The sequence below is a fragment of the Streptomyces sp. NPDC001220 genome (assembly GCF_053597895.1).
In genome coordinates this window covers 207,721-227,424 of sequence record NZ_JBSFJE010000014.1, presented here as the reverse complement: position 1 = coordinate 227,424, position 19,704 = coordinate 207,721, and the positions used below count along the sequence as shown (strand labels likewise).

General features: G+C 70.8%; 19 protein-coding genes. 7 read left to right on the top strand and 12 right to left on the bottom strand.

Annotated features, from left to right (window positions below):
* Positions 1-17: 17 nt before the first annotated feature.
* From ACWDGI_RS31195 to ACWDGI_RS31155, 9 genes are all read right to left on the bottom strand, one after another.
* A complete protein-coding gene (locus tag ACWDGI_RS31195) occupies positions 18-1,625 on the bottom strand; it encodes a glycoside hydrolase family 13 protein (RefSeq protein WP_450764685.1) in 1,608 nt (535 codons plus the stop codon).
* Positions 1,626-1,655: 30 nt separating this feature from the next.
* A complete protein-coding gene (locus tag ACWDGI_RS31190) occupies positions 1,656-2,537 on the bottom strand; it encodes a carbohydrate ABC transporter permease (protein ID WP_450764683.1) in 882 nt (293 codons plus the stop codon).
* Entirely contained in the window at positions 2,534-3,490 is a 957-nt protein-coding gene (locus ACWDGI_RS31185; RefSeq protein WP_450764681.1) for a carbohydrate ABC transporter permease, read from the bottom strand. The genes ACWDGI_RS31190 and ACWDGI_RS31185 overlap by 4 nt, the downstream gene beginning before the upstream one ends.
* A gap of 5 nt (positions 3,491-3,495) precedes the next feature.
* A complete protein-coding gene (locus tag ACWDGI_RS31180) occupies positions 3,496-4,848 on the bottom strand; it encodes an ABC transporter substrate-binding protein (RefSeq protein WP_450764679.1) in 1,353 nt (450 codons plus the stop codon).
* 140 nt (positions 4,849-4,988) lie between these two features.
* Entirely contained in the window at positions 4,989-5,984 is a 996-nt protein-coding gene (locus tag ACWDGI_RS31175; RefSeq protein WP_450764677.1) for a LacI family DNA-binding transcriptional regulator, read from the bottom strand.
* 56 nt (positions 5,985-6,040) lie between these two features.
* On the bottom strand, positions 6,041-6,856 hold the full coding sequence (locus tag ACWDGI_RS31170; protein ID WP_450764676.1) for an ABC transporter permease: 816 nt from the start codon (positions 6,854-6,856) through the stop codon (positions 6,041-6,043).
* 11 nt (positions 6,857-6,867) lie between these two features.
* On the bottom strand, positions 6,868-7,731 hold the full coding sequence (locus tag ACWDGI_RS31165; RefSeq protein WP_450764674.1) for an ABC transporter permease: 864 nt from the start codon (positions 7,729-7,731) through the stop codon (positions 6,868-6,870).
* Between the two features lie 3 nt (positions 7,732-7,734).
* Complete coding sequence (locus tag ACWDGI_RS31160; protein ID WP_450764672.1) at positions 7,735-8,925, bottom strand: ABC transporter substrate-binding protein; 1,191 nt, start codon at positions 8,923-8,925, stop codon at positions 7,735-7,737.
* Between the two features lie 51 nt (positions 8,926-8,976).
* Complete coding sequence (locus ACWDGI_RS31155) at positions 8,977-10,008, bottom strand: ABC transporter ATP-binding protein (protein WP_450764670.1); 1,032 nt, start codon at positions 10,006-10,008, stop codon at positions 8,977-8,979.
* A gap of 123 nt (positions 10,009-10,131) precedes the next feature.
* Between ACWDGI_RS31155 and ACWDGI_RS31150 the strand changes: the two genes are divergently transcribed.
* The gene (locus ACWDGI_RS31150) at positions 10,132-10,872 is read left to right on the top strand and encodes a FadR/GntR family transcriptional regulator (protein WP_450764668.1); all 741 of its coding nucleotides are present in this window, start codon (positions 10,132-10,134) and stop codon (positions 10,870-10,872) included.
* A gap of 38 nt (positions 10,873-10,910) precedes the next feature.
* Positions 10,911-11,690 (top strand): cache domain-containing protein, encoded by a 780-nt coding sequence (locus tag ACWDGI_RS31145; RefSeq protein ID WP_450764666.1) that lies wholly within the window; start codon positions 10,911-10,913, stop codon positions 11,688-11,690.
* A gap of 226 nt (positions 11,691-11,916) precedes the next feature.
* On the opposite strand, the gene ACWDGI_RS31140 is transcribed toward ACWDGI_RS31145, so the two are convergent.
* Positions 11,917-12,585, bottom strand: a complete 669-nt coding sequence (locus ACWDGI_RS31140) for an MmyB family transcriptional regulator (RefSeq protein WP_450764664.1) — start codon at positions 12,583-12,585, stop codon at positions 11,917-11,919.
* 246 nt (positions 12,586-12,831) lie between these two features.
* Here ACWDGI_RS31140 and ACWDGI_RS31135 point away from each other — a divergent pair, with 246 nt between their 5' ends.
* The 3 genes from ACWDGI_RS31135 to ACWDGI_RS31125 all read left to right on the top strand — a co-directional run bounded on the left by ACWDGI_RS31135 (position 12,832) and on the right by ACWDGI_RS31125 (position 14,754).
* On the top strand, positions 12,832-13,488 hold the full coding sequence (locus tag ACWDGI_RS31135) for a helix-turn-helix domain-containing protein (protein ID WP_450764662.1): 657 nt from the start codon (positions 12,832-12,834) through the stop codon (positions 13,486-13,488).
* Positions 13,489-13,527: 39 nt separating this feature from the next.
* Positions 13,528-14,079 (top strand): toxin-antitoxin system, toxin component, encoded by a 552-nt coding sequence (locus ACWDGI_RS31130; RefSeq protein WP_450764846.1) that lies wholly within the window; start codon positions 13,528-13,530, stop codon positions 14,077-14,079.
* 444 nt (positions 14,080-14,523) lie between these two features.
* A complete protein-coding gene (locus tag ACWDGI_RS31125) occupies positions 14,524-14,754 on the top strand; it encodes a hypothetical protein (protein WP_450764660.1) in 231 nt (76 codons plus the stop codon).
* 27 nt (positions 14,755-14,781) lie between these two features.
* Here the strand turns inward: ACWDGI_RS31125 and ACWDGI_RS31120 are convergent, their stop codons facing one another.
* On the bottom strand, positions 14,782-15,462 hold the full coding sequence (locus ACWDGI_RS31120; protein WP_450764659.1) for a 4'-phosphopantetheinyl transferase family protein: 681 nt from the start codon (positions 15,460-15,462) through the stop codon (positions 14,782-14,784).
* Positions 15,410-16,315 (bottom strand): metallophosphoesterase family protein, encoded by a 906-nt coding sequence (locus tag ACWDGI_RS31115; RefSeq protein WP_450764657.1) that lies wholly within the window; start codon positions 16,313-16,315, stop codon positions 15,410-15,412. The genes ACWDGI_RS31120 and ACWDGI_RS31115 overlap by 53 nt, the downstream gene beginning before the upstream one ends.
* A 357-nt stretch (positions 16,316-16,672) precedes the next feature.
* Here ACWDGI_RS31115 and ACWDGI_RS31110 point away from each other — a divergent pair, with 357 nt between their 5' ends.
* Together ACWDGI_RS31110 and ACWDGI_RS31105 are read left to right on the top strand one after the other, a co-directional pair.
* Positions 16,673-17,797 (top strand): ATP-grasp domain-containing protein, encoded by a 1,125-nt coding sequence (locus ACWDGI_RS31110; protein WP_450764655.1) that lies wholly within the window; start codon positions 16,673-16,675, stop codon positions 17,795-17,797.
* 220 nt (positions 17,798-18,017) lie between these two features.
* On the top strand, positions 18,018-19,700 hold the full coding sequence (locus ACWDGI_RS31105) for a carbohydrate binding domain-containing protein (protein ID WP_450764654.1): 1,683 nt from the start codon (positions 18,018-18,020) through the stop codon (positions 19,698-19,700).
* Positions 19,701-19,704: the final 4 nt, after the last annotated feature.

Below are 19,704 nucleotides of genomic sequence, written 5' to 3'. Positions count from 1 at the left end.
CGAGTGGTACCGGCGGCTCAGGTCGTCAGCCAGGCCGCCGTGTCCTGCGGCAGACGGCCCGCGCCGTCCAACGGGCCGCTGGTGAGCAGAAGCTGGGTGTGGGCGGGGAGTTCGGCGGGCTCGGGGGCGAGGTTGACCACGCAGACCACTCCCTCGGCGCGGGTGAAGGCGAGGACCCCCTCGGGAGCGGGCAGCCAGGTCAGCGGGCCGGACCCGAAGAGCGGGCGGGCGGCGATGGCGCGGCGGTAGAGGCTGAGCATGGAGTCGCCGTCGTCCTGCTGGCGGTCGGCCGCGTATGCCGCCCAGCCGGCCGGCTGCGGCAGCCACGGCTCCTCGCGCGAACCGAATCCCGCGTACGGCAGGTCGGCGGCCCAGGGCATCGGTACCCGGCAGCCGTCCCGGCCGGGATCGGTGCCGCCCGACCGGAAGTACATCGGATCCTCGATGCGGTCCACCGGGATCTCGGCCTCGGGCAGCCCCAGCTCCTCCCCCTGGTACACGTACACCGCGCCGGGCAGCGCCAGGGACAGCAGCGCGGCCGCGCGGGCCCTGCGGGTGCCCAGCTCCAGGTCCGTGGGGGTGCCGAAGGCCTTGGTCGCGAAGTCGAAGGCGGTGTCCTCGCGGCCGTAGCGGGTGACCGTGCGGGTCACGTCGTGGTTGCACAGCACCCAGGTGGCGGGCGCGCCGACCGGGGCGTGCTCGGCGAGGGTGGTGTCGATCGACGTCCGCAGCCGGCCGGCGTCCCAGGGGCAGGACAGGAAGGAGAAGTTGAAGGCGGTGTGCAGCTCGTCGGGGCGGAGGTAGCGGGCGAAGCGCTCGGCGTCGGGGAGCCAGACCTCGCCGACGAAGACCCCGTCGTAGGCGTCGGCGACGGCGCGCCACGCGCGGTAGACGTCGTGCAGGTCGTCACGGTCGACGAAGGGGTGCGGCTGCGGGTCCGTGGCCAGGTCGGGCAGGTCCGGGTCCTTGGCGAGCAGGGCGGCGGAGTCGATGCGGACGCCGGCGACGCCCCGCTCGAACCAGAACCGCAGGATGTCCTCGTGCTCCTGGCGGACGGCGGGGTGGGCCCAGTTGAGGTCGGGCTGTTCGGGGGTGAACAGGTGCAGGTACCAGTCGCCGTCGGGCAGCCGGGTCCACACCGGTTCGGTGGAGCCGAGGAACTGCGACGGCCAGTCGTTGGGCGGGAGTTCGCCGTGCTCGCCACGGCCCGGGCGGAAGTGGAACAGCTCGCGCTCGGGGCTGCCCGGGCCGGCCGCCAACGCCGCCCGGAACCAGGGGTGCTGGTCGGAGACGTGGTTGGGGACGATGTCCACGATCGTCCGGATGCCCAGCTCGCCCGCCTCCGCGATGAGCTTCTCGGCCTCGGCGAGGGTGCCGAACGCCGGGTCGATGGCCCGGTAGTCGGCGACGTCGTAGCCGCCGTCCTTCAGCGGTGACAGGTACCAGGGGTTGAACCAGAGGGCGTTCACGCCCAGTTCGGCGAGGTACGGCAGCTTGGCGCGGACGCCCGCGAGGTCGCCGGTGCCGTCGCCGTCGCCGTCCGCGAAGCTGCGGACGTACACCTGGTAGATGACGGCGGAACGCCACCAGTCGAGGTCCTTCGGGGCATGGCTGGGCTGTCCCACTGTGCGTGCCTTTCTGTCGGAGGAAGGGCGTCAGCCCTTGGTGCTGCCCGCGCTGATCCCGGCGATGATGTGCCGCTGGAAGACGAGGAACAGCGCGACCATCGGGATGCTGGCGATCACCATCGCGGCGATGAGCACGGTGAGCTGGATGTTCTGCGACAGCTGGACCAGGGCCACACTGATGGGCTGCTTGTCGGTGTCCGAGAAGACCATCAGCGGCCACAGGAAGTCCTGCCACACCGCGACCAGGGCGAAGATCGACACCACCCCGAGCACCGGGCGGGACATGGGCAGCACCACCGACCACAGGATGCGCAGCTTTCCGGCGCCGTCGATCTCGGCGGCCTCCAGCACGTCACGCGGCAGCTGGTCGAAGAACCGCTTGAGGAGGTAGAGGTTGAAGGCGTTGGCGACGGCCGGGAGCCAGATGCCGAGCGGGTCGTTGAGCAGGCTGGTGTGGATGAACGGCAGGTCGGCGGCGGTCAGGTACTTGGGGACGACCAGGGCCTGGGCCGGGACCATCAACGTGGCCAGGATCCCGCCGAGGACCACGTTGCCGAAGGCCGGCTTCAGTTTCGACAGGGCGTAGGCGGCGGCCGTGCAGAACACCAGCTGGAAGGCCCAGGCGCCGGCCGCCTGCACCACCGTGTTCCACAGGTGCTGGGGCAGCTGCATCAGGTCCCAGGCGTCGGTGTACCCGGTCAGGTGCAAGTGCTTGGGGATGAGGGTGGGCGGGGTCCGGGCGACCTCGTCCGGGGACTTCATCGCGCTGGTCACCATCCAGTACACGGGGAAGAGGAAGGCGAGCGCGAAGAGCAGGACGACACCGGTGAAGACGCTCCAGTAGATCGCCTTCCCGCGTGGACGGGCCAGGGTCGCCGGCGAGATCAGGGTTCGGGTGGCGCTGCTCATCCGTCCTCCCCGGAGCGGGTCAGCCGCAGATAGCCGGCGGAGAAGACACCGAGCAGCACCAGGAGCATGACGCTGAGGGCGCAGGCGCCGCCGAAGTCGTTGTAGAGGAAGGCGTACTTGTAGATGAGGTAGAGCACGGTGACCGTGGCGCTCTCCGGGCCGCCGCCCGTGATCACGAACGGCTCGGTGAACACCTGCATGGTGGCGATGATCTGGAGGAGCATCAGCATCAGGATGACGAACCTGGTCTGCGGGATCGTCACGTGGCGGATGCGCTGCAGGAGGTTCGCGCCGTCGAGTTCGGCGGCCTCGTACAGCTCGCCGGGGATGGACTGCAGGGCGGCCAGGTAGATCAGGACGGTGCCGCCCATGTTGGCCCAGGTGGCCACGATGACCAGGGAGACGAGCGCGGTGTCGGCGCCGTTGGACCAGTTCGAGGTGGGCAGGTGCAGGAAGCGCAGCGTCTCGTTGGCGAGGCCGGCCCCGGGGTCGTAGAACCACTTCCACAGCAGGGCGCTGACCACCGGCGGGATCATCACCGGGAGGTAGACCACGACCCGGAAGAACGCCTTCGCGTGCCGCAGCTCGTTGAGGACCAGCGCGAGAACGAACGGGACCGCGAAGCCGACCAGCAGGGCCAGCAGTGTGAAGGTGAGGGTGTTGCGCCAGGCCGCCGAGAACTCGGGGTCGTGCAGGACCCGGGTGAAGTTGGCGGTGCCGACCCATTCCGGGGACGAGCCGGGGGTGTACTTCTGGAAGGCGATCACGACCGCGCGGATCGCCGGGTACCAGGAGAACAGGGCGAAACAGATCAGTCCGCCGAGCAGGAACCCGTAGGCACGGGCCTGGTCGAGGAACCGGCGCCGCCTCCGGTCCCCTGCCGGGGACGGCGCCGGGGCCTGACGGGCGCCGACCGCCGCGGGGGCAGGTCGGCGCTCGGCCGTCTTGGTCATCGCGGTCAGCCCCGGGCCAGGATGCCGGCGATCTTCTCGTTGGCGTCCTTGAGGAGCTGGTCGATGTCGGCGTCCTTCTTGGTGAGGACGGCGGAGACGGCGCCGTCGAGGACGGAGTAGATCTGCTGGGCGTCGGGCGGCTCGATCTTCATCTGGAGGGACTGGTTGCCGTCCAGGAAGGCCTGGTAGTTCTCCACCGGGACGTTGGCGTTGGCCTTCTTGACCTGCTGGTCCTTGGCGTCGGCGGCGCCGGTGAACAGCCGCGGCTCGGGCAGGCCGACGGGTGCGTTGTTCTTCTTGGCGCGGGCGTAGTCGCCGAGGAAGCCGTCACCGGGGGTGAGGAACATGGAGTCGAGCCACTTGAGGCCGGCCTTGATCTGCGCCGGGCTGTCCTTCTTGTTGAACATGTAGCCGTCGCCGCCGATGAGGGTGCCCTGGCCGCCGGGCATCGGGGCGAGGGCGAGGTCCTTGTAGTTGCCGCCCTTCTCCTTGACCAGGATCGGGATGTTGTCCGGGGCGGAGAGGTACATGCCGAGCTTGCCCGAACCCATCATCTGCTGGACGTCGTTGAGGATCAGCAACTGCTTGCTGCCCATGGTGTTGTCGGTCCAGCGCATGTCGTGCAGGTTCTGCAGGACCGCGTGGCCCTGGGGGGTGTCGACGGTCGCCGTCTTGCCGTCGGCGGAGACGACGTCACCGCCCTGGGAGTACAGCTCGGCGGTGAAGTGCCAGCCACCCTGGTTCTGCGCGCTGTAGTCGGCGTATCCGACGGTGCCGTTGCCGAGGGCGGCGATCTTCTTGGCGTCGGCGCGGACCTCTTCCCAGGTCGCCGGCGGCTTGTCGGGGTCGAGACCGGCCTTCTGGAAGAGCGCGCGGTTGTAGATCAGACCCATGCTGTATCCGGTGCGCGGGATGCCGTAGACCTTGCCGTCCACGGTGTAGATGTCCCGCAGCTGCTTCTGGATGGTGTCGTAGCTCTTGAGGTCCTTGAGGTACGGCGTGAGGTCGGCCGCCTGGTTGATGTCCACGACGTGCTTGGCGTCGGTGAAGTACGTGTAGAACACGTCCTCCATCTGGCCGCCGGCGAGCTTGGCGTCGAAGGTCTTCGGGTCCTGGCAGGGGAACGCGTCGTGCATGACGACGTCGATGTCCGGGTTCTTCTTCTCGAAGTCGGCGGTGTCCTGATCGAAGAACGAACGGTCGACCTTGGCGCTCTTCGGCGGCTCGCAGTTGACGGTGATGCGCGTCTTGCCGCTTCCCGCGTCGTCGCCGCCCGACCCGCAGGCCGAGGCCGAGAGCGCAAGGGACGAACAGACACCTATCGCGACGAGAGCACGGCGGAACCCGGTGCTGGACATCGGTGGACCCCCCAGAACAGGAGCAGTGGGCGCCGCACCGGGACCGGTGGGCGCCGCACACTCAAGCACCGGCGACAGGTGTGCGCAAGATGTCGCGCAGAATCTGTAATTATTCGACAGCAGATTGGATCTGCTGACACTCAGACCTTGGGCACTTGCGCTGTCGAGCCGCGGACCACCAGCTCCGGCTCGAACAGCAGCTCCTCCGGCGGTACGGCGGTACCGCCGATCTGCACGTTCAGCAGCTCCACGGCCGCGCGGCCCATGGCCTCGATGGGCTGGCGGACGGTGGTGAGCGGGGGTTCGGTGCAGTTCATGAAGGCCGAGTCGTCGTAGCCGACGACGGAGATGCGGGAGGGCACCTCGTACCCCTTGCGACGGGCCGCGCGGATCGCGCCGAGCGCGAGCGGGTCGCTGGCGCAGATGATGCCGGTGACACCTCGGTCGATCAGCCGGGACGCGGCGGCGTGGCCGCCCTCGATGGAGAAGATCGCGCGGGCCACGTACTCGTCGGGGACCTCACCGATGGCCCGCGCGGCGGCGAGTTTCCGGGCCGAGGGGACATGGTCGCCGGGGCCCAGGACCAGGCCGATGCGTTCGTGGCCGAGGGAGGCGAGGTGGCGCCAGGCCTGCTCCACCGCCACCGCGTCGTCGCAGGACACGGCCGGGAAGCCGAGGTGCTCGATGGCGGCGTTGACCAGCACCACCGGGATGTTGCGGTCGGCGAGCAGCCGGTAGTGGTCGTGGGGCGCGTCGGCCTGGGCGTACAGACCGCCCGCGAACACCACGCCCGAGACCTGCTGTTGCAGCAGCAGCTCGACGTAGTCCGCCTCGGAGACCCCGCCCTTGGTCTGGGTGCACAGCACCGGGGTCAGCCCGAGCTGGGCGAGCGCGCCGCCGATGACCTCGGCGAAGGCCGGGAAGATGGGGTTCTGCAGCTCGGGCAGGACCAGACCGACGAGTCGGGCGCGCTCGCCGCGCAACTGGGTGGGGCGCTCGTAGCCGAGGACGTCCAGGGCCGAGAGCACCGCCTGCCGGGTGGCCTCGGAGACCCCGGGCTTGCCGTTGAGTACCCGGCTGACCGTGGCCTCGCTGACCCCGACCTTCTTGGCCACTTCCGCAAGTCGTCGTGTCATGAGCGCAAGGGTAGCGCAATTTACGCAAGCAGCTTGCGTAGGCTCCGGAGCCGGGGTCAGACGCGGCTGCCGGTCGCCGTGTCCGCCGACAGCCGCTGGGCGAGGTAGATCGGGACCACCGACAGCAGCACGAGCACCGCCGCCACCACGTTCACCACCGGTGCCTGCTGGGGGCGGGTCATGTTGTCGTAGATCCACAGCGGCAGGGTCTGGACGCCCGGTCCCGCGGTGAAGGTGGTGACCACGATCTCGTCGAAGGAGAGCGCGAAGGCGAGCAGTCCGCCCGCGAGCAGCGCCGAGCGCACCAGCGGGAAGGTGACGTCGGCGAAGGTGCGGAAGGTGTCGGCGCCGAGGTCGGCCGCCGCCTCCTCGTAGGTGCCGGAGGTGCGGCGCAGCCGGGCGACCACGTTGTTGAAGACGATCACCACACAGAAGGTGGCGTGTCCGACGACCACGGTGAACAGGCCGAGTCCGACGCCAAGCGGCGCAAGCACCGTGCCGAAGGCCGAGTTGAGGGCGATACCGGTGACGATGCCGGGCAGCGCGATCGGCAGGACGACCACGAAGGAGAGGGCGTCCCGGCCGAAGAAGCGGTACCGGGCGACCGCGAAGGCGATCAGCGTGCCGAGCACCAGGGCGATGGCGGTGGCGCCCAGCCCGGCCTTCACCGAGGTCCACAGGGCCTCGCGGGCACCGGAGCTGTGCCAGGCGGCCGACCACCAGCGGGTGGTCACACCGGGCGGCGGCCAGCTCGCGCTGCGGTCCGGATTCAGGGAGTTGACGAGGACCAGCAGCAACGGGACGTAGATCACCGCGAAGCCGAGGCCGGCGGCGACACGCACCGCGATCCGCGCGGAACGGGAGAGTTGCACGGCGGGCTCCTCTACAGGCTGCTCAGCGCGCCCGTGCGGCGCATCGCGAGCAGGTACAGCACGATGACGACGACCGGGACGGTGGCGAGCGCGGCGGCCATGGGCAGGTTGAGTTCGATGTTGGCGTAGACGAGGTTGCCGATGAGCTGGGTCTTGCCGCCGACGATCTGCACGGTGATGTAGTCGCCGAGGCTGAGCGAGAAGGTGAACACCGACCCGGCGGCGACCGACGGCAGCACCATCGGCAGCACCACGGACCGGAAGGTCCGCCCGGCGCGGGCGCCCAGGTCCGCGGAGGCGTCCAGCAGGTTGTCGGGCAGCTGTTCCAGCGCGGTGTGGATCGGCAGGATCATGTACGGCAGCCACAGATAGGTCAGGGCGAGCACGGTGGCCGGCAACCCGAAGCCGGGCCCGCTCAGCCCGAAGGGCTTCAGCAGCCAGTCGGCGAGCCCGCCCTCGGACAGGATCAGCCGCCAGGCGTACACCTTGACCAGGTAACTCGCCCACAGGGGGGTGAGGATGGCGACCACCAGGAGCGGGCGCAGGCTGGGCCTGGCCACCCGGGCGGTGTAGAAGGCGACCGGGAAGGCGAGCACCGCGCACAGGGCGGTCACCGCGAGGGCGACGCCCACGCTGCGCAGGATCACCTGCCGGAACACCGGGGTGGTGAACAGCTCGTGGAAGTTGTCGGTCGACCAGACCTTCACCACCTCGGAGGTGAAGGAGTCCGTCGTCCAGAACGCGGAGACGAACAGCACCGCCAGGGAGCCCAGGTAGAGCACGGCCAGCCAGAGCAGCGGGGCGGTCAGCAGCAGGGCGAGGCGGAGCCGGGGGCGCCGGTACAGCGCCCCCGCGGTCCGGGTGAGCACGGTCATGGCTCAGCCCTTGATCTCGGTCCAGGCCTGCACCCACTTGGCGTACGGCACGCACTTGACGTCGGTGCGGCCGTCCAGGCACTGCTCGATGGGCGTGTTCCAGAAGGCGATGTTCTTCCAGTAGCTCTCGTCGGCCGCGTGGTAGGTCGCGCAGAAGTTCTTGTCGCTGGTCAGCTCACAGGCCTTGGCGTTGGACGGGGCCTCGCCGAAGTACTCGGCGACCTCGGCGTTGACCTTCGGGGAGACGATCCAGTCGAGCCATTTGTAGGCGCAGTCGGGGTGCTTGGCCTTGGCGGAGACCATCCAGGTGTCGGACCAGCCGGTGGAACCCTCCTTGGGCACGAAGGCCCTGACCTTCGCGCCGTCGTCGGCGGCCAGGTTGGCGATGACCTGCCAACTGGTGCCGATCACGGAGTCGCCGCTCTTGAAGGCGGAGATCTCCTTGAGGTAGTCGCTCCAGTACTCGCCGATGTCCGCGTTCTGCTTCTTCAGCAGGGCCACGGCCGCGTCGAACTGCTTCTGGTCGAGCGCGTAGGGGTCCTTGATCTTCAACTCGGGCTTGGTGGCCTTGAGATACAGGGCCGCGTCGGCGATGTAGATCGGCGAGTCGTAGGCGGTGACATGACCCTGGTACTTCGCCGCGTCGTCGAAGACGGCCGCCCAGGAGGTGGGGGCGGGGCTGACCTTCTGGGTGTTGTACATCAGCAGGTTGGCGCCGCGGCCGTGCGGGATGCCGTACATCTGGCCCTTGACCGAGTTCCAGGCGCCGTTCTTCAGGCCGCTGAAGATGTCCTTGTAGTTCGGTACGAGCTTGGTGTTGACGGGGGCCGCGTCGCCGGAGGCGATCAGGCGCAGGGAGGCGTCGCCGGAGGCGGAGACGGCGTCGTACTCGCCGGTCTTCATCAGTTTGACCATCTCGTCGGAGCTGGCGGCGACCTTGGAGTGGACCTGGCAGCCGGTCTGCTTCTCGAAGTCGGTGACCCAGTCCACCTTGGGGTCGTCGGAGCCGTCCTCGACGTAGCCGGCCCAGGCGATCAGGTTGACCGAGCCCTCGCTCTTGCCGAGCTTGGCCAGGGGCTTGAGGTCGGGCGGGTTGAGTCCGGTGGAGGAACCGGAGCCGGAGGAACCGCAGGCGGTGGCGGCCAGCAGCAGCGCGACGGCGGCGGTCGCGGTGAGAGGTCGGGTGAGGCGCACGACGTACTCCAGAGGTGAGGGACGGCGGATCCGGCCGGGACGGGCGGCGGGTCAGCCGGGGACGTGGACGGTGTGCCGGCGCTGCCAGCGCAGCCGGACGCGGGTGCCGCGGTAGGCGGCGACGTCCTCGGCGGAGGTGTCGAGGTTCTGCTGGAGCGCGGTGAGCCGGCCGCCGCCGTCCAGGTCGACCAGGAAGCGGGTGGCGTCGCCGAGGTAGACCACCTCGGCGACGGTGCCGACGGCGTCGGCGTGGTCGGGTTCGCCGGGGCCCGCGGTCTCCTCGAGGACCCGGATCTTCTCGGGCCGGATGCTGTGGGTGCCGCTCTCGCCGAGCAGCCGCTGGGCGGTGTCCCCGGTGAGCAGGTTGGAGGTGCCGACGAAGGAGGCGACGAAGGCGGTGGCCGGGCGTTCGTAGATCTCCGCCGGGGTACCGACCTGTTCGATGCGGCCCTGGTGGAAGACGGCGACCCGGTCGCTCATCGTCAGGGCCTCCTCCTGGTCGTGGGTGACGAAGACGAAGGTGATGCCCACCTCCCGTTGCAGGGCCTTGAGTTCGAGCTGCATCTGCTCGCGCAGCTTGAGGTCGAGGGCGCCGAGGGGCTCGTCGAGCAGCAGGACGCGGGGCCGCCCGACGAGGGCGCGGGCGAGGGCGACGCGCTGGCGCTGGCCGCCGGAGAGCTGGGCGGGGCGGCGGGCGCCGAAGCCGTCGAGGCGGACCTCGGCGAGGGCCTTGCGGGCGCGGACCAGGCGTTCGGCCCGGGGGACCTTGCGGACCTTGAGGGAGTAGGCGACGTTCTGTTCGACGTTCATGTGCGGGAACAGGGCGTAGTCCTGGAAGACGGTGTGCACGTCCCGCTCGAAGGGGGCGCGGCGGGTGACGTCCTGCCCGGCGAGCTCGACCACGCCCGAGGTGGGACTCTCGAAGCCGGCGATCAGGCGCAGCACGGTGGTCTTGCCGGAGCCGGAGGGGCCGAGCATCGAGAAGAACTCGCCGTCGCGGATCTCCAGGTCGACTCCTGCCACGGCGCTGGTGTCGCCGAACGACTTCCGCAGATCCCGCAACCGGATCGCGCTGGCCTCCATGGGCGGGAACCTTTCTGGCGCTCTCTTGCGTTGCATGTGGTGACCGGAAAGATATGAAGTCATAGTTCAAAGCTCAAGACCCTTCTGAGGTAAAGCTTGGGTCAACGCATAGGGTGGTGGGCCGTGAAGCAGCAGCAGACGGACGGCGGCGCCCGAAAGGCCGTCTTCGCCCCGGTGGACAGCGGGGCCCGGGTGGCCGCCGTCGTACGCCGGATCGGCGACGCCATCGAGCTCGGACTGCTCGCCGACGGGGAGCAACTGCCCGGCGAGACGGAGCTGGCCGGACAGCTCGGGGTGTCCACGGTGACCCTGCGGGAGGCGCTGATGGCCCTGCGCCAGCAGGGCCTGGTCGTCACCCGCCGGGGCCGCGGCGGCGGCAGCTTCGTCTCCCTGCCGGACCCGCCCGGCCGGGAGCGGCTCCTGGAGCGGCTGCGCGGCTGGAGCCCCGAGGAACTGCGCGACCTCGGCGACCACTGGGCGGCCCTGTCCGGCACCGCCGCCCACCTCGCCGCACAGCGCACCGAGGACCACGACCTGGACCAGCTCCGCCGGACCACCGGGGAGCTGCGCAAGGCCCGGGGCACCTCGGCGCGTTGCCGGCTGTACGGCCGCTTCCACGTGGAACTGGCCGCCGCCGCCCAGTCGGCCCGGCTCACCCGGGAACAGGTCGCCCTCCAGACGGAGGTCGGCGCGCTGCTGTGCCTTGTGCTCGGCGACGACGAATATCGTGAAGAGGTGGCGGACCGTCACCGGTCCGTAATCTCGGCCGTGCAGGATGGGGCGGACGCATCGGCCAGGGAGCTGGCCGAGCGGTGCGTGCGGGACTCGACGGCGCGGCTCATCGCCCTGCGGCTGACCCTGTAGCCGCGCCGCGCCCGCTCCCCCGTCCACCGGAGGGCAGCATGAGCCGCGGCACCGTCCCCTCCACATCCGTGACCAGGGCGCCGGCCGCCACCGAGGAGTACGTGGCCGAGCGGGTCGGCCGCGCCCTGGAGGCGGTGTTCGACGCCGTCGCGCAGACCCGCGCCGACACCGCCGCACTGCTGGCCCGGGTGGCCGCCACGGGCCGCCGGCCGGTCACCGCGGACCTGGCCGCGCTGCGCCCCGGACTCCATCTGCGCCTGGCCCGGCAGGAGTTGGTCTCCGGTGTCGGTTTCGTGGCCGCGCCCGGACTGCTCGCCGACGTGCCGGCCTGGCTGGAGTGGTGGCAGACCGACGCCGGCGGGGACGTACGGCCACTGCTCCTCGACCTCGACCCGCGCACCTCGGCCTACTCCGACTACACGCACTGGGACTGGTTCACGCTGCCCCGGGACACCGGGCACCGCGCGGTGGCCGGACCGTACGTCGACTACCTCTGCTCCGACGAGTACAGCCTCACCCTGTCCGCGCCGGTGGAACGGGCGGGCCGCTTCCTGGGCGTGGCCGCCGCCGACGTGTACCTACGGCACTTCGAGGCGGCCGCGCTGCCCCTGCTGCGCGCGCTGCCCGGCCCCGCCCGGCTGGTCAACGCCCGTGGCCGGGTGGCGGCGTCGGCGGACCCGGCGCACCTGGCCGGTTCACTGACCAAGGGGCCGGACTTCGCGGCCGTGCTGGAGAGCGGACGGCCGGGCACGTTCGGCGCGCTGCGCCTGGTGCCCTGCCGGGGCGTACCGCTGGTCCTGGCGGTGGCCGCGACCTGAGCGGGGACCCGCGTGCGGGCACCGCGACATGAGCGGGGCCGGCCCCGCGTGCGGGCACCGCGGCACGAGCGGGGCCCGGGTCCGGACGGGTGGTGGCGAGGAGCGCGGGCACCGCGGCACGAGCGGGGCCCCGGGTCCGGACGGGTGGTGGCGAGGAGTCCGGGCCGGTGCCGGGGTGGGCGTCCGGCCCGGCGCCGTCGGCGACCTGAACGCCGACGGTGCCGGGTCAGGCGTCAGGGGTGGGAACGACGGTCAGATGGGCGCCCAGGCCGCCGGGCCGGCGGGCGCGGCGCGGGGCCGCGGGGCGGGGAGCGGCGCGCAGCACCAGGGTGTAACGCGCGTAGCCCATGTCGTGAAGGGTCCTGGCGGTCTCGCCGACCACCCGGCACTCGGTGGCCCCCAGCAGCGGGTCCGGGTGCAGTACCGGCCGGACGGCACCGTCGAGCCGGGCGCCCTCCTCGCCGACCGCGCGCAGCCAGTGCGGCAGCCCGTGCCGGAACGCCGCCTCCATGATCGGGTCCTGGGCGATCTCCCGGCGGATCGACTGGAGTTCGTGATCGTGGCCGTACCGCTCCAGGGTGGTCTTGAACTGGGCCAGCATCGGCAGGCACCAGCCCGACTCGTGCGCGCCGAGCACCGAGCCGGCGTCCGGGTGGAACAGGACGAACCGGAGGAAGTTGTCCCCGGGCATGGCCGTGGGATGCGGGGCGACCCCCCCGAAAAGTGTCTCGAACGCGCCGTTGGCCAGCACCACGTCCCAGCGGTGGTCCACCACCAGGGACGGAAAGGGAACCGCGTCCAGCAGCAACGCGTAGTCCTGAAGGTATGCCTGGGCCTCAAGACTCTCGGGGACGGGCCGCGGCGCCGGCCGCTGCCCACCTGCCTGATATGCCATCGGGAGGTCACCCCTCTTGCCTATGCGGCCTTCTCGCGGCGATGTGATCCTGCTGCCCCACTCGGATGCATGTCAACTATCGTGGCATTTCATGCCTGTTGACGGCCGAAATTGGCCACAGTTGTGGCGACACCTGGATGTGAGTTCGAACGACCCGCTAATCTCCGGGAAGTTCATGCCGGGCAGTCCACGGCGACCACCTGTGCGAAGCCCCTGATTCCTCTGAGAGACGTAGGAGTTCTGTCGGTGACGGATGGCTACGAGGATCCGGGCGCCACGGCGACCGCCCAGCTGCCGGCCGTCGTCTCCCGCGTCAGCGCGCTCGCCGACCGGCTCGGCGTGGCGTACGCCGAGGTCTACGACATCGGGCGGCTCTCCCATGCCTGCGGTGTCCCCGAGCCCGTGGTCAGGGCCCTGCTCGCCGGCCGGCCCGCGGGCGAACCCGATGTCCAGGAACGCTTCCTGCAACGTCTGGACCTGCTGCGCCGTACCCGCCTCAAGTCCAACGGCCGAAAACACACCCAGCAGGAGATCGCCGACGGCGCGGGCATGTCCCGGCAGCAGGCCGGCGCGCTGCTCAACGGCGACCGGCGGCCGACCATGGAGCACTGCGACGCCCTCCAGCGCTTCTTCCGGGTGCATGCCGGATTCCTCACCGCCGCGGACCCCGAGGCGCTGGCCGGCGCTCTCCAGCGCGTCGAGCAGGAGCTGCTGCAGAAGCTGGCCGACCGGGAGCGGGCGGCGGCCGCGGCCGCGGCGGACCCCCTGGAGCGGCTGCTGCAGGACCACGGGGTGCGCGGGATCGCCTGGCGGGCCGCCCAGCTCCCCACCGACCAGCACCGCGACAAGGTCGCGGAATGGCTGGACATGCTCCTGGAGAGCGTCAAGCGGCCCGAGTCGTGAGCTGAGGGGGAACAGGAGAACATGGCCATCGGCAGGGACATGCGCCGGCTGAGCGGCGAGCTGGTCGGGGAGCTGACCCTGCCCGCGCCCACCCCGCCGCAGGAGCTGTACCGGGCGCTGTGCGACGCGATGAGCCGTCGCCGGGGCCGCCCGGTCCTGTTCCGTACGGCCGTCTTCCCGCCCGGCACGGCCAGCGGGCTGTGGCTCGACCTGACCGACCGCGACCTGGTGGTGGTCGAGGAACGCACCGCGCCCGACCACCAGTTGGTGATCCTCGGTCACGAGCTGTGGCACATGCACGCCGACCACCACGGCCACGACGTCGAGGGGGTCGCGGTCGCGGCACGGCTCGTCGACGAAGGCGCGGGCGGCGGCGCGGTCAGTGACCGGGCCGCGGTCCAGGCTGCCGTCCGGCGGATGGCCGCCCGCACCCGCTTCGACCAGGCCGAGGAACAGGACGCGGAGACCTTCGGGCTGCTGCTGGCCAGCAAGTGCCGGACCTGGCTCGCGGGTTCGGCCCTGCGCGGCCCGGTACGGCGGCACGACGTGGCGGGGCGCATCGAGGCCTCGCTGGGCTACCCGGGGAAGTGAGCCCGCCCCGACCGGGCACCGGGGCAGACCGCGCACCGGGGCCGACCGGGCACCGGGGCAGACCGGATGCCGTTGCGGGCCGGATCCCGTTGCGGACCGGATGCCGTTGCGGGCCGGATGCCGTTGCGGGCCGGATGCCGACGTGGACCGGATGCCGATCGGGCGGATCGTGTTGCGGGGTCGGATGCCGATCGGGCGGATCGTCTTGCGGGCCGGATTTCGTCGCGGCCGGGCGAAGAGACGTTCCCTCAGGAACCGGGCGAAGAGACGTTCCCTCAGGAAGGGGCCCCGGGGCGGTCCGGGGTCGGCTGAGCGGGCGAACCGAGGCGTAGCGGGCAGGCGTTGTCAGTGGCGGACGGCAAGCTGGTGGGTGCGCACCGCACACGCGGTGCGGCCGCGCCGTCCGGGCGCGTGACCGTGACGACCGACGGGGAGAGCCGAGCCATGCCCACCGCCGTACTGACCGACCGTGAGCGCACCGCCGTCCAGGCCTATCTGCGGCTGCTGCACACCGTCCGCGCGGCCTTCGACGGACCTCCGGACGGCGCCCCGCGCCCCTTCCTGGTCCCACCCGCCGTGCTCGCCGAGGCCGAGGAGGCCCTGGCCCGGGCCGGACTCGCCGGCAACGAGGAGGCGTTCTTCCGCCTCCTGCACGACTGGTGCCCACCCATCTGAGCCGACGGAGCACGACCAGGGGCGCTGTCAGGGGTGCGGCACGATCACGGCCGAGGTCAGCATGCCGTGCCCCACGCTCCAGCGGCCCTCGAAGGCCTGCAGCCGCTGCCCGCCGACCTGGGGGCCGGGGACCAGGAGGCGGGCGTACAGGGTGCCGTGCGGCCGCTCGCCGGGCTCCGGGACGAGCTCGATGTCGGCCTCCATGAAGTCCAACCACTTCCCGGTGAGGGGGAACCACGCCTTGTAGACGGATTCCTTGACGCTGAACAGCAGGCGGTCCCAGTGCACACCGGGCCGCTCCGCCACGAGCCGGCGCAGCCGCTCCTGCTCCGAGGGCAGCAGGACGGACTCCGCGACGCCCTGGGGCAGCGGGGCGTGCGGTTCGGCGTCGATGCCCAGGGAGGCCAGGTCGGTGGCGCGGACCAGGGCGGCGGCGCAGTAGCCCTCGCAGTGGGTCATGCTGCCGACCAGCCCGTCCGGCCAGCGCGGTGCGCCGCGCTCGCCGCTCACGACGGGCTGCGGCGGGACCCCGAGCTTCTCCATGGCGCCCCGGGCGCAGGCGCGCACGGCGGAGAACTCGCGGCGGCGCTTGGGCACGGCACGCGCGACGAGCGCCGCCTCCTCGGGGTAGAGGGGGGCTTCGCGGATCGCCTCGTCACCGAGCATCTCCACGGCCACCACCGAGTCCGGGAGCAGCTCCTCGATCACCGGTTCCGACCTCCATCGGCAGAATGCGGCGCAGCTTGCCCGGGGGCTGGGAGCGCTTGCGCCACTCGCGGGGGTATCCCACGGAGACCTCTTCGAAGCGGACCCCGTCGTGCCAGGTGGTCCGGGGGATGTGCAGATGACCGTAGACCATGGTGTCGACGCGGAACCGGCGGTGCCAGTCGGCGGTGCGGGTGGTGCCGCACCACATGGCGAACTCGGGGTACCACAGGACGTCCATGGGGTGCCGGTCCAGCGGATAGTGGGCCGCCAGCACGGTCGGCAGTTCCTCGGGCAGCTCGGCGAGCCGGCGCTCGGTCGCCTCGACCCGAGCCCGGCACCAGTCCTCGCGGGTCGGGTAGGGGTCGGGGTGGAGCAGGTACTCGTCGTTGCACACGATGCCGGTGCCGTGCGCGTACGCGAGGCCCTCTTCCTTGGTGGTACAGCCGGCCGGCAGGAAGGAGTAGTCGTACAGCAGGAAGAGCGGCGCGACCACGACCGGGCCGCCCGGGCCCTCCCAGACCGGATAGGGGTCCTCGGGGCTGACCACGCCGAGTTCCCGGCAGAGGCCGACGAGGTGCTCGTAGCGGGCGACGCCGCGCAGGGTGACCGGATCCTTGGGGTGGGTCCACAGGTCGTGGTTGCCGGGGGCCCACAGCACCTTGCCGAAGCGGCCGGCGAGGGTCTCCAGGACCCAGCGGATGTCGGCGACGGTCTCCGCGACGTCACCGGCCACGATCAGCCAGTCGTCATCCGTCTCGGGGCGCATCTTCTCGACGAGCTCGCGGTTCTCCGGATACGAGATGTGCAGGTCGCTGATGGCCAGCAGCTGCCCGGCACCGGCCGTGGACTCCACCTCGTACCCCTTCCGATCATGTCGTCACCACCCACCTCAACACATGACGGGTCGACGGAACAAGGGGACTTGTCGGCCTGTCGGCGGGCATTCGCCCGGCCGAGCGCCGGCGGTCCGCCGGGCCGGTGCCCGTCGGTCAAGGAAACCGACGTGGACGGTGCAGGAAAACGCGCGTGGACAGTCCCGCGAAATCCGTAACACTGGCGTTGCACGCGGGGCCCCATGAAAGCCGTATGATCCCCCCAACACCACCGCCACGAACTTCCCTTCGTCCAGGGCGGTTTGGTGACCCTCCAACCACCCTGCCCGGGCACGGGCCCGCTGAGCCCTGCCCGAAAACCCCGGAAGGCGGCATTAATGCGCTCTCGCGTACGCGTCTGGCTCAACCGCACGTACGCGGAGAACGTGTTCTTCATGGATCAGCTGCGGAAAAATCCCAGCGACCGGGCGGTCGAGATCCATGCGACGCACGGTGACGCCGACTCCCCCGTGCTGGCCGCCGCCGACACCGCCGAGCTGGAGCCGGAGGGCCTGTCCCCGGCCGGCTACGTCGAGTACGCGCTCGACCAGTGCCAGCGCCGTGGCATCGATGTCTTCGTGCCCCGGCTGCACCAGTCGGCGATCGTCGCCCACCGGGCCGACTTCGAGGCGGTGGGAACGGCGCTGCTGGCGCCGACGCCGGAGGGCACCGCGGTCTTCGAGGACAAGGCGACCGCGTACGAGGCCGTCGCCTCGGTCGGTGTCCCGGTGCCGCCGTGGTGGCGGGTCCGCACGGCGGACGAACTGGTCGCCGCGGTCGAGAAGCTGGAGACCGACGGGCACAAGGCCTGCTTCAAGCCGGCCGCCGGTGCGGGTGGCGTGGGCTTCCGGGTGATCACGCGCGCCCCCTTCTCGCTCTTCCACCTCAACGGGTTCCCGGGGCCGTACGTCCAGCTCGACCTGGTCGTCGACGCGTTGCGGCGGGCCGACCAGCCGGTGGACTGGCTGGTGATGCCGCGGCTGGAGGAGCCGGAGGTGTCCGTGGACTGCCTCACCGGGCCCGACAACCGGGTCCGGCTGGCGGTGGGCCGTACGAAGAAGGGCCGCCGTCGTGGTTTCACGCTGGACGAGCGGTGGCTGGAGCCGGCCCGGCTGATCGCCGGGGGCTTCGGGCTGCACTACCTGTCCAACATCCAGTTCCGGATGTACGGCGACGAGCCGGTGCTGCTCGACGTCAACACGCGTCCCGCCGGGGGGTTGCACCAGCTGTCGCTCTGCGGGGTCAACGCTCCTTGGGCGGCCGTGCAGTTGGCGCTGGGCGAGGACCCCGGGGTGATCGAGCCGCCGTTCCTCGGGCAGGACTACGCGGTGGTGTCGGGGCCGAGGCATGTGTTGCCGTCGCTTCCGGTGCAGCGGGAGGAGGCCGAGGAGATGGTGCTGCCCGCGCCGATGCCTGCGGCGGTGGAGGCCGTGAACGAAGCGGCTGAGGCGTTGCCGCTCTAGGTTGTCGGCCGACTGCGGGTCGCGTGTGGGTGCTCGCGCCCACGCGGCGGAGCCGCATATGAAACACAACCCCGCACCCCTGCGTAAGTCATCTCACCGGTATGGACCAATTCGCGCTCGTCTCCTTGACAGCTCGATTGGTCCATACCATTTTTGTTGCGCACCCCCTTTCGCACCTTCGTGCAACTCCCGAACACCCCCATTCCTCCAGGGAGATCGCGTGCGCAACTCGCTCAGACGTTCCAGACGTCGGATACTCGCACTGCTCGGGTCCGCCGCCCTCGCGCTCGCCGGGGCCATCGCGCTCCCCGGCACCGCACAGGCGGCCAACGTCCTCTCCAACCCCGGCTTCGAGTCGGGGAGTCTCTCGCCCTGGTCCTGCACCGGGAACCTGGGCTCGGTCGTCTCCTCCCCCGTGCACGGCGGGTCCAAGGCCCTCGCCGGGGCCGTGAGTTCCAGTGACACCGCCCAGTGCACGCAGACGGTCGCCGTGCAGCCCAACACCACGTACTCGCTGAGCGGCTGGGTCCGCGGCTCGTACGTCTATCTCGGGGTCACCGGTGGCACCTCCACCTGGACCAGCTCGCCGTCCCAGTACAGCCAGCTGAGCGTCTCCTTCACCACCGGGGCCTCGCAGACCAGCGCCCAGATCTACGTCCACGGCTGGTACGCGCAGGGCACCTACTACGCGGACGACATCAGCCTCGACGGGCCCGGCGGCGGCAGCTCCGACACCCAGGCGCCCACCGCGCCCACGAACCTCACCTCCACCGGGAAGACCTCGTCGAGCGTGTCCCTGTCGTGGTCGGCCTCGACGGACAACGTCGGGGTGACGGGCTACGACGTCTACAGCGGGTCGAGCCAGGTCGCGAGCGTCTCCGGGACCTCCGCCACGGTGAGCGGACTGTCGGCCAGTACGGCGTACACGTTCACCGTGAAGGCGCGGGACGCGGCCGGGAACGTGTCGGCGGCCTCCAACGCCGTGTCCGTGACGACGAGCGCGGGCAGCGGCGGCGGGACCGGCTTCAAGCAGGCCGCGCCCTATCTCTTCGAGGGCTGGGGCGATCCCCCGAGCCCGGCCACGGTGATGAGCGCCACCGGCATCAAGAACTTCACCATGGCCTTCGTGCTGGACTCGGGCGGCTGCACCCCGGCCTGGGACGGCAGCCGGGCGCTGACCGGCGGCGCCGACCAGACCGCGATCAACCAGATCCGGGCGGCCGGCGGTGACATCACCCCGTCGTTCGGCGGCTGGCAGGGCAGCAAGCTCGGCGCCAACTGCTCCTCCGCGAGCGCGCTGGCCGGAGCGATCCAGAAGGTGATCGACGCCTACGGTCTCAAGTCCGTCGACATGGACATCGAGAACACGGACGAGTTCGAGAACGAGGCCGTGCAGGCGAAGATCCTGACCGCCCTGAAGACGGTCAAGGCCAACAACGCCGGCCTGAAGACGATCGTCACCTTCGGCACCTCCACCACCGGGCCGACGTACTACGGCAACCGGCTCATCGAGCAGGCGCAGTCGCTCGGCGCGAACATCGACGTCTTCACGATCATGCCGTTCGACTTCGGCGGCGGTGCCGACATGTACGGCAACACCGTGGCGGCGGCCGAGGGGCTGAAGACCAAGCTGAAGTCCACCTTCGGGTGGGACGACGCGACGGCCTACGCGCACATCGGGATCTCCGGCATGAACGGTCTGTCGGACCAGCAGGAGACCACGACCCCGGCGATCTGGACGCAGATCCGTGACTGGGGGAACTCGCACCACATCGCCCGGCTCGCGTTCTGGGCCGTGAACCGGGACCGCGGCTGCGCGGGCGGTGGCGTGGTGAGCAACTGCTCCGGGATCAGCCAGAGCAACTGGCAGTTCACCTCGATCACGGCCGGCTTCACCGGCTAGCGGC